Origin of the sequence: Ascidiaceihabitans sp., from assembly GCF_039986515.1 — a bacterium.
In the GTDB taxonomy this organism is placed as follows: domain Bacteria; phylum Pseudomonadota; class Alphaproteobacteria; order Rhodobacterales; family Rhodobacteraceae; genus Ascidiaceihabitans.
Genome location: NZ_JBDWQO010000018.1, coordinates 154,804 through 167,202, shown reverse-complemented (window position 1 = coordinate 167,202; position 12,399 = coordinate 154,804). Strand labels below are relative to the sequence as shown.

General features: G+C 55.7%; 14 protein-coding genes. 3 read left to right on the top strand and 11 right to left on the bottom strand.

What is annotated here, in order from left to right; all coding sequences use genetic code 11:
• Window positions 1-83 precede the first annotated feature (83 nt).
• Window positions 84-794: an AraC family transcriptional regulator gene (locus ABJL60_RS18425; protein ID WP_348374266.1), complete on the top strand. Its 711-nt coding sequence runs from the start codon at window positions 84-86 to the stop codon at window positions 792-794.
• 66 nt (window positions 795-860) lie between these two features.
• On the opposite strand, the gene ABJL60_RS18420 is transcribed toward ABJL60_RS18425, so the two are convergent.
• The gene (locus tag ABJL60_RS18420) at window positions 861-2,177 is read right to left on the bottom strand and encodes a cytochrome P450 (RefSeq protein WP_348374265.1); all 1,317 of its coding nucleotides are present in this window, start codon (window positions 2,175-2,177) and stop codon (window positions 861-863) included.
• Window positions 2,167-2,664: a DUF2867 domain-containing protein gene (locus ABJL60_RS18415; protein WP_348374264.1), complete on the bottom strand. Its 498-nt coding sequence runs from the start codon at window positions 2,662-2,664 to the stop codon at window positions 2,167-2,169. Before ABJL60_RS18415 ends, ABJL60_RS18420 begins: the two co-directional genes overlap by 11 nt.
• 155 nt (window positions 2,665-2,819) lie before the next feature.
• Here ABJL60_RS18415 and ABJL60_RS18410 point away from each other — a divergent pair, with 155 nt between their 5' ends.
• The gene (locus ABJL60_RS18410; protein WP_348374263.1) at window positions 2,820-3,584 is read left to right on the top strand and encodes a helix-turn-helix domain-containing protein; all 765 of its coding nucleotides are present in this window, start codon (window positions 2,820-2,822) and stop codon (window positions 3,582-3,584) included.
• Between the two features lie 84 nt (window positions 3,585-3,668).
• On the opposite strand, the gene ABJL60_RS18405 is transcribed toward ABJL60_RS18410, so the two are convergent.
• The 3 genes from ABJL60_RS18405 to ABJL60_RS18395 all read right to left on the bottom strand — a co-directional run bounded on the left by ABJL60_RS18405 (window position 3,669) and on the right by ABJL60_RS18395 (window position 6,932).
• Window positions 3,669-4,133: a DUF1348 family protein gene (locus tag ABJL60_RS18405; RefSeq protein WP_348374262.1), complete on the bottom strand. Its 465-nt coding sequence runs from the start codon at window positions 4,131-4,133 to the stop codon at window positions 3,669-3,671.
• Window positions 4,134-4,156: 23 nt separating this feature from the next.
• Window positions 4,157-6,226: a pyridoxamine 5'-phosphate oxidase family protein gene (locus ABJL60_RS18400; protein ID WP_348374261.1), complete on the bottom strand. Its 2,070-nt coding sequence runs from the start codon at window positions 6,224-6,226 to the stop codon at window positions 4,157-4,159.
• Window positions 6,227-6,308: 82 nt separating this feature from the next.
• Entirely contained in the window at window positions 6,309-6,932 is a 624-nt protein-coding gene (locus ABJL60_RS18395) for a glutathione S-transferase (protein WP_348287131.1), read from the bottom strand.
• Between the two features lie 117 nt (window positions 6,933-7,049).
• Between ABJL60_RS18395 and ABJL60_RS18390 the strand changes: the two genes are divergently transcribed.
• A complete protein-coding gene (locus tag ABJL60_RS18390; RefSeq protein WP_348374260.1) occupies window positions 7,050-7,928 on the top strand; it encodes a LysR family transcriptional regulator in 879 nt (292 codons plus the stop codon).
• Between the two features lie 73 nt (window positions 7,929-8,001).
• On the opposite strand, the gene ABJL60_RS18385 is transcribed toward ABJL60_RS18390, so the two are convergent.
• The 6 genes from ABJL60_RS18385 to ABJL60_RS18360 are packed head-to-tail and all read right to left on the bottom strand — an operon-like array spanning window position 8,002 to window position 12,397.
• Window positions 8,002-9,114, bottom strand: a complete 1,113-nt coding sequence (locus tag ABJL60_RS18385) for an alpha-hydroxy acid oxidase (protein WP_348374259.1) — start codon at window positions 9,112-9,114, stop codon at window positions 8,002-8,004.
• Window positions 9,114-9,668: a sulfopyruvate decarboxylase subunit beta gene (comE, locus tag ABJL60_RS18380; RefSeq protein ID WP_348287137.1), complete on the bottom strand. Its 555-nt coding sequence runs from the start codon at window positions 9,666-9,668 to the stop codon at window positions 9,114-9,116. Before comE ends, ABJL60_RS18385 begins: the two co-directional genes overlap by 1 nt.
• Complete coding sequence (comD, locus tag ABJL60_RS18375) at window positions 9,665-10,171, bottom strand: sulfopyruvate decarboxylase subunit alpha (protein ID WP_348287139.1); 507 nt, start codon at window positions 10,169-10,171, stop codon at window positions 9,665-9,667. Before comD ends, comE begins: the two co-directional genes overlap by 4 nt.
• Before the next feature lie 47 nt (window positions 10,172-10,218).
• Entirely contained in the window at window positions 10,219-10,629 is a 411-nt protein-coding gene (locus ABJL60_RS18370) for a universal stress protein (RefSeq protein ID WP_348374258.1), read from the bottom strand.
• A 29-nt stretch (window positions 10,630-10,658) separates the two neighbouring features.
• The gene (locus ABJL60_RS18365; protein WP_348374257.1) at window positions 10,659-11,639 is read right to left on the bottom strand and encodes an alcohol dehydrogenase catalytic domain-containing protein; all 981 of its coding nucleotides are present in this window, start codon (window positions 11,637-11,639) and stop codon (window positions 10,659-10,661) included.
• Complete coding sequence (locus ABJL60_RS18360) at window positions 11,636-12,397, bottom strand: SDR family oxidoreductase (RefSeq protein WP_348374256.1); 762 nt, start codon at window positions 12,395-12,397, stop codon at window positions 11,636-11,638. Before ABJL60_RS18360 ends, ABJL60_RS18365 begins: the two co-directional genes overlap by 4 nt.
• Window positions 12,398-12,399: the final 2 nt, after the last annotated feature.

Below are 12,399 nucleotides of genomic sequence, written 5' to 3'. Positions count from 1 at the left end.
TGTCGTGATCCGATATCTATCCCTGTACGTTAAGCACCTTGCACCAAACACAGGTGTCGCACCCGAATTCTGAAACCACGCCTATGCCTTTCACACCCCACAGTTTTCACAACCATCTGTTTGCCTTTGACGAAGGCAGCCTTGGGATGCATGAAAATCTGATGCCATGCGTTATCGTCGGGAAACAGCGTCCGGTAATTGTGTCAAATGACACGCAGCACATCGAAGCCGAAATTGTGTGCATAACACCTGGTCTTGCCCACCGTGTGGCTGTCCGAAGGGGCGGTGCGGATATCATCTATCTGGATGGTGTCGATCTGGCGCAATCCGTGGCACCCTTCTGTCCGTTGTCTTCGGATTGGCGCGCCCTGCCCGCAGCCTTTGAACAGCACGACCATCACAGCGTGTCAGAATTTCGGGCAATGCTGGATGCAAGTTCGGGGCCGCATGATCAAAGTGTCATGCAGATTGTCAGCCGGCTTTATGACGACCCGTTTACGCGACTGTCCCAAATGGATCTTGCGCAGGCGTTGAACCTTGAACGCTCACAAGCGTTGCGACACTTTAAGGCCACAACCGGTCAGACGTTTCGGAAGTTCAAAATCTGGGCTGGAATTGTCGCGGCCACGCGCATGGCCATGGGCGGCACCCAAATCGGGCATGCAGGCGTTGAGGCAGGCTTTTCCGATGCAGCGCATCTGACACGAACAGCCAGCAGTGTTTTTGGGACAACACCGACAAAAGGGCTATCTGGCTTGAACGGCATGCAAACTATGATTGGCACCGCACCGTAGGGTCAGGATCCTACGGTGCGCGTCGTGTCTGATCCAAAAACAGGTGAACCCCACTGTTTTCGCGGCTTATATTTTCTGAACTCCTATTTTGAATGGCGCGGGCACGATAAACGGTTTTTGTTCCATTTCCGGTAGGCTTTCTTGTTGAGCGACCACTTTATGGCCACGCAGAATTCCAACCACAATCGCCATCAATTGCTGCATGGCCATACCCTGAGCCACGCAATTTCGTGCCCCATGTCCAAAAGGTACAAAATTCGGCGAGCGCACCAACGATCCATCCAAAAATCTGGCAGGATCAAAGGCTTCCGGGTTTTCGAAAACACGCGGATCGTGATGCATATTATAGAATGAATTGAAGATATATGTGCCTTTGGGAAGCTTGTGTCCCGCAACCTCTACGGCACGGTTCAAAACCCGCGGTTGGTTGGCGGGCGCAGGTGGTCGCATGCGCAGAACCTCAGCAATTGTTGCTTTAAGCAATGGGCTGTCGTGAAGATCAGAAGCTTGTGATCCTATATTGGCAACTTCGGTTCGAATGTCGTCTTGGACGGTCGGATAATGTGCCAGAAAAGCCAAAATCCAAGCTGCGGCAGCCGCAATATTGTCCTGCGCCCCCATCAGCAAGCCGACAAGAATAGTCAGCATTTCCTCGTCCGTTGAGGTGATGAAATCCCCGTTCACATAATGGTCCATCAATCCGTCATTGGGCGCGTTCGAGCGCCGCAAATCATCAATGGCGTTTTGAACAATCGGGAAAACCTCATTTTTTCGACGGGTCAATTCGCGGCGCGACGGGGCTTGTATCCAATCGGGACGCGCAAACAATTGCGCTGATTCCGCGTTGAACCGGTCTGCAGCGGCTTGGCTGAAGGCGATTTGGATGTCGGCCTCGTCCAAAGAGATTTCGCGCCCCAAGATCCCGCGGCTTGATGTCAGTGCAGCCAAACGCCTGGCCATTGTCATTGCGTCACTCGGGCCCGCGCCTAAACTGGATACATATTTTTCCGTGACGGCCACTTGCCCTGCGCAAGACGCTTCCACCGCGCTGCGTGAAAACAGGCTGTTTGCTTCTTTTCTTTTGGTGCGCCACGCGTCTCCATGCGCCGTGGCAACACTTGGTCCTGCGGCATATAAAAACGTCTGTATCTGGGACGGGGATTTTCCAAGTGCATCGGCGTTGCGCACAAACAAATCCCTGTTCACCGCGCTGTCGCTGATAAACGCGAAATTCGTCGCACCGCCAAACACGCGCCAATGCACAAGATCGCCATGACGCGCTTGCACTTTGGACAAGGTTCCAACGTAGTCACCGGGCAATTCCTTCAAAAAGCGCACAAATGACCAACCAAATCCGTTTCCATTGACGACTTTAAACTGCATTTTTTAACACCGATTTGACGATAGCACGATGAAAAGGCGCAACAACGGCGATATAAATCCGACCCATTGCGTTGTGACGGCCCACCAAAGTTGTGGCCCGCAACAAAAAAGATGCCCGGTCGGTTGCGTGGCGGTCGACAACGATCCTAAAATCCAGATGACGGTCATCGAAGCCAAGCACGATACGGTCTTTTGTTTCGTCCAGAACCGGAAAAATATCGATACAATCTGCAGTACCTTGCCCGTCAGCCAATCCGTCAGACTTCAGCCCAAACGGCACAACCAGAATGTTACGCACGACCAAAAGCCACCGCGCCCATCGTGGCATTGATCCGATTGTCTGTTCCGCCAATTGTCTCATGTCGGAAAAAACACGCGGCGTTTCGATTTCAAATGCATCGGCCCAATTGGCAGTTGGCAAAATAGGGTTCGGCAATCGCGGTTCAGCTTCAACAGGGTAATTCTTTGGTGGGGATGTGTACGGCATGTGTAGACCTCTTGTATGTTGCGAATGATCTGGCACAGCCGCGGCACAATCTATAGAACGATGGCGTCATATTCTTGAAAGGCGTTTCAATGGCGTCGAATTGCCAGCTTATTTTGCCACCCAGATCACTATCCAGCTGTATCGCCGGGTGCATTGTGCGTGACACACGCAATGTGCAGTTGTCCGATGCAGATCGGGTCAATTACTTTCCCGCGTCCCCCCTGTATTCCGTTTCGATGTTTTTTGAAGGGCAGCTGCATTTGGCCGAAGGCATCCTTCCGCTTGAACACCTCAAACAACAACCCGTTTCCCCACGAACACTGTTCTTGCCGCCACAAAGCAAGCCGCAAATGAGTTGGAGCGCGGGGCCGGTTTTGGCCGCCACTGTCACCTTCTTTCCCGACGCCTGGCGGCAATTGGGTGGCACATTGGACGCCGTACCATCGACGCGCATAAAACACGCCCTTTCCCCTTTGGCTGTCCCGCCCCTTGAAGCTGCATGGCCCAAGTTCTGGCAGGAAATGGCACACAGCTGGGTTGGCACAAAGGGCAACGGTGAACCGTTTGACCGGACGGCTCCCGATATGCTCAAAGACTGGATGTATCACCTGACGATCCAACTTGCGCAAACCGGAGCCGGACGCAGCCTTCGATCCATGCAACGACGCCTTCAACGACACACAGGGCTAAGCAAACAAACTTTGGATTTCTTTGCCAAGCTGGAAGACGTCCATCGTCTGATTTCGCAAGATCCGCAGTCCACCCCGGCTGAAGTTGCCGCTGACGCAGGGTTTGCAGATCAGTCCCACATGGGGCGCGCCCTAAAGCGTGCGACGGGATTTTCCCCCGTCACCCTGAACCAAAAAATCGCCTCCGAAGAACCCTTTTGGTGTTACCGGTTGCTGGGCGAGCGATTTTGAACGGCCTGTTTTGCTTTCCAGACCACATACCCAAAACCCAAAGCAAATCTGAAGGCCGGTCCAGCCTATCGCCCGGATGCGCGATCAAAGTCCCAAATCAGACAGGCTTGGATGGTCATCGGGACGTCGTCCCAAAGGCCAATGGAACAGACGGTCTTCTTCGCGGATCGGCAGATCATTGATGCTGGCGTGGCGGTTCTGCATCAAGCCGTCCTCGGCGAATTCCCAGTTTTCGTTTCCATATGACCGGAACCAATTGCCGCTGTCATCGCGCCATTCATAGGCATAGCGCACCGCGATCCGGTTGTCGGTAAAGGCCCACAGCTCTTTGATCAGGCGGTATTCATTTTCACGTACCCATTTGCCTGACAAGAATGCTTCGGCCTCATCGCGATTGGTCACAAAATCTGCGCGGTTGCGCCATTTGGTATCAAGCGTGTAGGCGGTCGCAACTTTGCCCGCATCGCGGCTGTTCCAACCGTCTTCGGCAAGGCGTACCTTTTGAATTGCGGTTTCACGGGTAAATGGCGGCAAAGGGGGGCGTGACATTCGAATAGTCCTTCCACTTAAGTTTAAAGATCAAGAACGAGGGTGTCGGTGCCTTCGGCAGGAACCGCGCAGCACAGCAGCACTTCGTCGTCCGCGTGTGTGGCAGTCACGGCGGTACGGTATGCAACGCGGCCCGATAGCGTTTTGGTCAGGCAACTGCCGCATGATCCGCTTCGGCAAGAAAATGGAGGCGTGATACCCTGCGATTCTGCCGTTTCCAACAAGGTCGCGCCGCCTTTTTCCCAGCCCCGCTTTTGACCTGATTTGGCAAAGGTGATCACTGCTGCGTCTGCTTCAGGGTCCGGTTCAAACGTGGCCGTTCCTGCGTCAGCACGACGTGTCAGGGCTGCGGGCCCGAATGCTTCAGCAAAAATGCGCACGTCCCGCGCACCAAGATCGCGCAACGCGTCATAAACAGCCTGCATGAAGGCCGGCGGACCACATAGGAAGACGTCGTAGTCATCAAAAGATAGCCGGCTTTTTATCAATTCCGGCGTGATGAAGCCGCTGGCGTCGAAATCAATGCCTTGGATCTCATCGTCCTTAGGTGCGCCGATGATCGACACATATTTGATCTTTCCATCGCTTTGCATCTCGGCTGCGCGGAACGCGTCCAAAAAGGCGCGTTGGTCGGTGGATTGCGCCGCATGAAACACAGTCAGCGGGCGGGTATAGCGTTTTCGCACGCCTTCCTTCAGTACATGCCGCGTCATGGACATCATCGGCGTGACCCCGACACCACCAGCAAACAGAACTGCGGGGCGTTTGTCCAAAGCGTCGATGTAGAAGGCGCCCATTGGTCCTTTCGCCTCGATCACATCGCCGATCTGAAGCCTGTTGTGCAGGTCATTGGACACCACACCACCGGGTTCGCGTTTGACGGAAATGCGGTAGCCGTCATCATCGGGGGCGGATGACACTGTGTATGTTCTGATTTGCGGGCCTGCATCTTGCGGGGTGACGCGGATGGTCAAAAACTGGCCCGCTTGGAACAAAGGAAGCGGTTGCTTGTCTGCTGCCTCGAATGTGAAAGACCGGATGACGCTGCTTTCGTCTTTTATGGCGACGACACGCAGGGGCCGCCACGTGTTTCGCGCAGCCTCAGCCGTTTGGCGGGCGTCTGCCTTGGCCCAGCTGTCGGCCATCAGACTGTTGGGCGACCATTCGGTGAAATCAGCCCGAAACGGCAAAGCGTCATAAATGCGTAGGCCATGATCAAGGGTAAAGCGCCAACCGCGTTCCGCTCCTTTGAAGCCCGCAAGTTCGGGTGCATCCGCATCCAAAACCTCTGTCGTGCCAGTCAACATCAACACATCGCCAGTGCTGAAGTCCGCAAACAGCAGACCCGCTTTGGGATTCACAAGGAAATTGCCCAATGTGTTGAAAAAGTTATTACCCGAGAAGTCGGGAACAAGGATCGTATTGCCCTCAACCTTGAGGAACCCGGACTGGCCACCACGATGTGACACGTCGACACCATTTGCCATCGGGTTTTCCGCCACATCCGATGAACTGGCCACATAGAATGAATTGGCTTGGCCGATGAAAGCCTGTGCCGCGGCATCCATGTCTACGAATGTGTCCGTCGGGGGCCTGTCGACTGCGGCATGCACCTGCCGCACAAATTGAATGTCGCGGGTCTGGATGTACTGAGGGCAGTTGCCAAACGATTGTACAACGTCAAGTGACATGCCTTTTTCAGCGGTTGTCCTTACGGTCGCGTTCATCCGGTTGCGGCGACGCGTGGACAATTCGATCCCAAGCAACCCGACAGACGATCCAGTCACCAGATTTGCACGCAGCGGGTCGTCATCCAGTGGTTGAGCATCAAGATCAAGACGCGTGTCGGTAGGCGACGTAATAAAGTTCGGACCACCTGTCAGCATCGACGCCCAAGGCCACCCATCACCATCAACACTGCCCACCAGAATAAACGGGATCTGTTCATAGAATGCACGGTGCTGGTCCGGCATGAACGGGCGGATGGCGTTCTTGCCAATTGCTTCCATGGATCTCTGCAAACCTGCGCGGTCCTGCATTTCGCGTTCACCCTTATGAAAAGGGGAAGACGGGTTCGATGTCGCAACATTCATTGCAAGCCTCGTGAGCGAAGAAAATAAAGGGGGCGCGCCTGACCGCCGGGATAAACAGTCAGGCGCACAATGCGCAAACCGTCTATGCGGCGCTTAGGCCAACAGCCGTTGTCGGCATCGGAACAAATCCGTCCAACGCTTCGATGTTGGTCAACAGACGTCGTACGTTCGCGTAAGGTTCAAGCGAAACGTCGCCCTCGGGTGCGTGCGCTGTGTAACTGTAGATCGCAACATCCGCGATTGTTGGCGCGTCGCCCACCAACCAATCGCGCCCCTTAAGATGTGCGTCCAACTTCCCCAAAACCTTTGCGGCCGTGGCATGGGTAAAGTCCTTGTCCAGCGGTGCCTTGAAGACGTTGATCAGCCGCGCAGCTGCCGGGCCAAAAGCCAATTCTCCCGCAGCCAAAGTCAGAAATTTTTGCACTTCCGCTTCGCCAACCGGATCATTGGGAATGTAGGACGGGGCATATTTACGCGCCAGATAGACCAGAATGGCGTTGCTGTCGCTGATCACTGTGTCACCATCTTCGATCATTGGCACTTGTCCGGCGGGGTTTTTGGCAAGGTAGGCATCTGATTTATGGGCACCAGCGCCGAGGTCCACATTGATGACATCGTGATGGATGCCTGCAAGACCTGCGAACAAAACCACGCGGTGGGCGTGACCGGACAAGGGAAAGCTGTGAATACGAATTGCGTTGGACATGTGATGTTCCTCTTGTGGGGCCAGAGGATGTCTCCGGCGATGCGGAAAGAGATAACTTGAAAGGGTTTTGGCGATAATATACCCACTTGTAGAATATTTATGAACAAGGCGTAGATAGTGGACACCATTGCCGGAATGAAGACCTTTGCGGCTGTTGCGGCCCATGCGTCCTTTACGGAAGGGGCGCGTCAGGTCGGGATCAGCACCAAATTGGCCAGCAAATACATCGGCCAGCTAGAGGAACGCCTGAACGCCCAACTGTTCAACCGCACCACCAGAAGCGTCACCCTGACAGACACCGGACGGTCCTATTACGATCGGTGTCTGCCATTGCTTGAACAATTTGACGAACTGGAAGGCTTGGTTCAACAACGTCAGTCAGAGCTGGCAGGTCGAATTCGCATTACTGCACCAACGGGGTACGGATCATCGCAGCTGGTTCATTTGCTAAAACCCTTCCAAACCGCAAATCCGAAGGTGTCTATCGAGCTTCATTTATCTGATGCCCATGTTTCGCTGATCGAGGAAGGTCACGACCTTGCAGTGCGTTTTGGTGCACTGAAGGATTCAAGCCTTGTCGCTCGCAAGCTCATGGATATGCGCATCGTGTGTTGTGCCGCGCCGGAGTATCTGGAAAAGCACGGCCACCCAAGCGAACCCGCCGCATTGACCACGCACAATTGCCTTTTGCAAACAACGTCTTCTCATATTGATCAATGGGAATTTCAAGGGCCCCAAAAGACCTACAATGTCGCCGTATCGGGAAACTTTCGTGCCAATTCGCCGCGTGCTGTCGCCAATATGGCGGCTGATGGTCTCGGCATTGGTCGGGTGCCTCTTTACACCGCGCAACCTTTTCTGGACGCGGGACGGCTGCAATTGCTGTTTGAAGCGGAAGAAGCAAAGGTTTTGGGGCTGTATGCTGTCTACCCGCCAAGCCGCCATCTGACGGCACGAATTCGCGCAGTTATCGATCACCTGGCTGCCCAATTCTGACCACAACATCCCAAAGGCGGCATGCAATGGTTTCTCGCTGATGTGCGCGTTGACCTAAACCGCACACAGAGCTTCAACTATGGTCAAGCCCGGCATTGGCGACAAGCTGCGATTGTCCTGTCTGTGCCATTGCGATGCTCATTTCATCGCTCAGAATGGTCCAAAGCCGGTGCAACCCCGCCTCCCCCCCAGCTGCGATGGCGAACTGTAGGATTCGGCCCAAGAACACGAAATCAGCGCCTTGGTGCATGGCGCGCATAACGTCTTCACCGGACCTTATACCGCTATCGAAAAACAACGGATATTCGGGGCCAACCTCGGCGCGTATCTGCGGCAGGATGTCGATTGGGGCTGGCGCGCTTTCCAACTGGCGCGCACCGTGGCTGGACACTTGAATGCCATCAACGCCAGCGGCCTTCAGGCCTGCTGCGTCTTCCACGTCCAACACCCCTTTGACCACAAGTTTTCCGGGCCACATGTCACGCAATTTGGCCAATGTGTCCCATGTCGCCCGCGCCCGGCTTTCAGTGCGGTCAAAATCATAACCGTCCATCTCGAAGTTGGCCATTTGGGGTTTGCCAGCGGCCAGCTGCGTCAACGACCATCGTGGGTGCAAAGCAAAATCAACGAACTGGCGCGGCCCGATCGCGAACGGCATCTTGAAGCCGTGCCGCAATTCACGCGGGCGCCGACCAACTTCTGGCACATCAACGGTCAGAACAAGGGTGGTGTAGCCTGCCGCCTCGGCCCGTTCGACCAGTTTGAAGGTGCCTATCCCGTCGCCAGAGAAATACAGCTGGAACCAAGCGTTCCCTTCGGCGACGTCGATGATTTGCTCAAGTGGTGTGGACGCCACGGTCGACACACCATGCGGCACTTTGTATTTCGCGGCCAGACGCGCCAGCATAAGATCGGCCCCCGGCGCGCTTAAATTGCACATGCCCATCGGCGCGATGCCAAAAGGGCGCTGGGCCTGCGTTCCGAACAATGACGTACTTAGATCGCGGGATGAAACGTCCCGCAAAATCCGGGGCCGCAACGTCAGGGCATCAAGGGCAGCACGATTGCGCGCTGCCCCTGTTTCACGTCCGGCGGACCCGTCAATGTAGTCAAACACCATCCAAGGCAGGCGCCGCTTTGCAACACGTCGCGCGTCGTCGGCACTGTGGATGGCATTGACAGACATTAGGCTTTCACGGCTTCCATAAAGCGGTGGCGGATGACAACCGGGTCCATTGTGATGACGGGCAGCTTGATGTTTCCGCTGTCACATTTGCACACGATGATGGTCATCTGGTCGCTGTCTACGGCTGCTTGCAAGACGGGGCCGAGGTCTTTGTCCTGCACCTCGATCACGTTTTCGCAGCCACAGGCACGCGCCACATCGGTAAGGTTGGTTTTCATACCGGCATAGGTTGGCTGATCCCCGGTTGATCCATAAGACCCATTATCGATAATCAGCAGCGTGTAGTTTCCTGTCGCGTTGTTGGCGATGGTGGGCAGCGTGCCGAGGTTGGTCAGAACAGAACCGTCCCCGTCGATCGAAATCACCGGTTTGTCTTGTGCCAGCGCCAGACCAAAACCGATAGAAGACGACAAGCCCATCGTGCCAAGCATGTAAAAATTGCGTTCGTTGTCGTCGATCATGTGCAGCTCTTGGCTGGGCAGACCGATGTTGCACACAACAAGGTGCGGGTTCAGAATCGGGGCGATTTCTTTGAGAATTTCAGAACGGATCATTGGTCGCCATAGCCTCCCCAGAAGTTGGCGTCGGTCAGGATCGCCACAGGTTTGTTGCACATGAAAGTGTATTTCAGGATGTTATCGAATTCTTTGACATCATCTTTCCAGTGGAAGTGATAGGTCGGGATGTTCAGCTGCGCCAACAGTGCCTTTGTGTGCACAGCCATTTCGACCTGACAGGCCACGGGTTCGCGCAATTCACCACGGTAGGAAATGATCATCGGCAACGGCATCCGGTAGAATTGCGTCAGCGTCGCCAAGGTGTTGATGGTCACACCGATGGCGGTGTTTTGCATGATGATAGCAGGCCGTTTGCCGCCCATAAAAGCACCAGCACACAGCCCCATGCCTTCGTCTTCTTTATTTGAGGGAATATGGAAGATGTCTTCGCGCGCCTCGACCTCTTCGATCACACCAGCAAGCTGTTTGCACGGCACGGTGGTCACGAATGAGACGTCATTTGCGACAAGATCGTCCACGATCTTCTTGTCGATATTCATAAGAGAAAAGCCTTTCTGATTGGGTAGAAAAATCGAAGATGCCTGAGTCAGGTGCTGCGATACACATGCACAGCGCAGGGCGCATGCCGCACAACACGCGCAGCAGTAGAGCCCAGCAAATAGTCGCTGAACCCCGGTTTGTGTGATCCCATGACGATGCAATCGATGCTGTGCGTCGATGCATAATCAATGATGGAGCGATAGGTGTGTCCAACCACCATTTCGGCTGTCACGCCGCTTAGGTGTTCGGTTTTTGCCTGCAATTCGGCCCGTGCCCGCGCAAGCCCCTCTTGTTTGACTTCGTCATCGACATAAGCCTGAACCGATCCTTGTGGCGCCTCGTAAACATGCAGGGCAATAATCTCGCCAGAGCCGCCGGTCAGGGCTTTGGCGATTTCCAAAGTGCCTTTGGACACACCGTGGTCAAGCGCCATGGGAACAAGGATTTTTTGATACACGGGGGAGATCTCCGGTTGGGCCGTCGTTGTTAAGACCAAGGGTCCAAAATGATTTTCGGTGTCGCAACCCTGCCTGCACGCAGATCGGCAAATGCGCTTGCCCCGTCAGCCAACGCGCGGGTTTGCGTCCAGTCCAACGGGCCAAGACGCCCGTCAAAAAGGGCTGCAGCCGTGTCGCGAAAATCGGCGGCGGTGTAGGTATAGGTGCCGATAAAGGTGATCTCTTGCAAAGTCGCGCGGCGCACATCAAACCCGGGATTGTCATCCCCCAAGCCCACATGCGCGATGACACCCCCCGGCTGCACAAGGCTGGACCCAGAGGCACGCGTGACCCCGAAGCCAACCGCGTCAATCACGATGGGAAAGCTCAATTCGGTTGATGCAACGGCCGTCTGCCCCGCTTGGTCCTGCAAAAAGGCACATCTGGCGGGATCAGGTTCCACGATTGTCACATCGTCCAGCCCCATCGCTTTCAGCGCAAGGGACGCGGCCAAACCGATGGCGCCGCCACCGATCACCAGTGCGCGACGGTCCATCGACGGGTGCAGCGCCTCAAGCGCCAATCGGGCCGCATGCCAACTGACGGCCAATGGTTCCGCCAATGCAGCTTTTTCCAGCGGCACATGATCCGGCACTTCGACCAGATTGGACATCGGCATCGCCACATATTGCGCAAACGCGCCTTCGCGGGGCATCATCGAAATGATCTGCCGCTCAGGGCACAGATTTTCGCGGCCTGCCTTGCAAGCGGGACAAACACCGCAGGTCACCAGCGGGTTTATCGTGACGCGCATCCCGTCATGTGTCCCGCCAATAATCGTACCAGCCGCCTCATGACCCAAAATAAGCGGCGCAGGGCGCCGTGCATCGTGGCCGAGATAGGCGTGCATGTCGGATCCGCAAATACCGACCGCCTCGACCTTGATCAGATGCTCTCCGGCTTGCGGCACAGCATCCGGTACATCCGTGAAACCCAGCGTTTCAACACCTTGATAAACCAGCGCTTTCATTTTGCGGTGAACCCCCCGTCAACCATAAGAACCTGCCCTGTGACGAAGGCCGACGCATCCGAGCACAAGAACAGGATCGGACCGTCCATGTCTTCCAGCGTGCCGTTGCGCCCCACACAAGTCTGCGCGGCGTTGCGATCCGCACGTGCCGGATCGTCAAAAACCGCCGCCGTCAGTTCCGTTGGGAAAAAACCCGGCCCGATGGCATTGGTGTTGATCCCATGGGGGGACCACGCCTCGGCCATGGCGCGGGTCAACTGGCTGATGCCGCCTTTGGTCGCGCCGTAGGAAATGCCGCCCGGGAAGGCCCGTGTGCTTTGCAACGACGCAAAATTCACGATGCGCCCCCAGCCTTTCGCTTGCATCGCAGGTACAAAGGCTTGCGACAAAAAGAACGGCGCAGACAGGTTCAGGGCAATTGTTTGATCCCATCCCTCTGGTGTCACATCATCCGCCGCTTGCCGCGTGTTGACACCCGCCGCATGGATCAGAATGTCCGGTGCGCCAAAGGGGGCGGACACATCGCTGACCAGTTGAGCATGGCTGTCGCGGGTCGCCACATCGGCCACGACCCGCGCAGCCTTGGGACCGATTTCAGCGCAAAGGCTGTCCAACGCCTCTGCGCGTCTTGCGATACCCACAACCGACGCCCCCGCCGCAGCCAGCGCGATCGCCGCGCGACGTCCAAGGCCGGAACTGGCACCCGTGATACAGGCAACCTTGCCAGACAGATCAAAAAGGGCGGCGGTCTGGGTCACGT

Coding starts and splice junctions, on each gene's coding strand:
- ABJL60_RS18415 (WP_348374264.1), bottom strand. CDS start 2,664: ATGCCGTACACATCCCCACCAAAGAATTACCCTGTTGAAGCTGAACCG.
- ABJL60_RS18420 (WP_348374265.1), bottom strand. CDS start 2,177: ATGCAGTTTAAAGTCGTCAATGGAAACGGATTTGGTTGGTCATTTGTG.
- ABJL60_RS18425 (WP_348374266.1), top strand. CDS start 84: ATGCCTTTCACACCCCACAGTTTTCACAACCATCTGTTTGCCTTTGAC.
- ABJL60_RS18395 (WP_348287131.1), bottom strand. CDS start 6,932: ATGTCCAACGCAATTCGTATTCACAGCTTTCCCTTGTCCGGTCACGCC.
- comE (WP_348287137.1), bottom strand. CDS start 9,668: ATGATCCGTTCTGAAATTCTCAAAGAAATCGCCCCGATTCTGAACCCG.
- ABJL60_RS18365 (WP_348374257.1), bottom strand. CDS start 11,639: ATGAAAGCGCTGGTTTATCAAGGTGTTGAAACGCTGGGTTTCACGGAT.
- comD (WP_348287139.1), bottom strand. CDS start 10,171: ATGAATATCGACAAGAAGATCGTGGACGATCTTGTCGCAAATGACGTC.
- ABJL60_RS18405 (WP_348374262.1), bottom strand. CDS start 4,133: ATGTCACGCCCCCCTTTGCCGCCATTTACCCGTGAAACCGCAATTCAA.
- ABJL60_RS18400 (WP_348374261.1), bottom strand. CDS start 6,226: ATGAATGTTGCGACATCGAACCCGTCTTCCCCTTTTCATAAGGGTGAA.
- ABJL60_RS18385 (WP_348374259.1), bottom strand. CDS start 9,114: ATGTCTGTCAATGCCATCCACAGTGCCGACGACGCGCGACGTGTTGCA.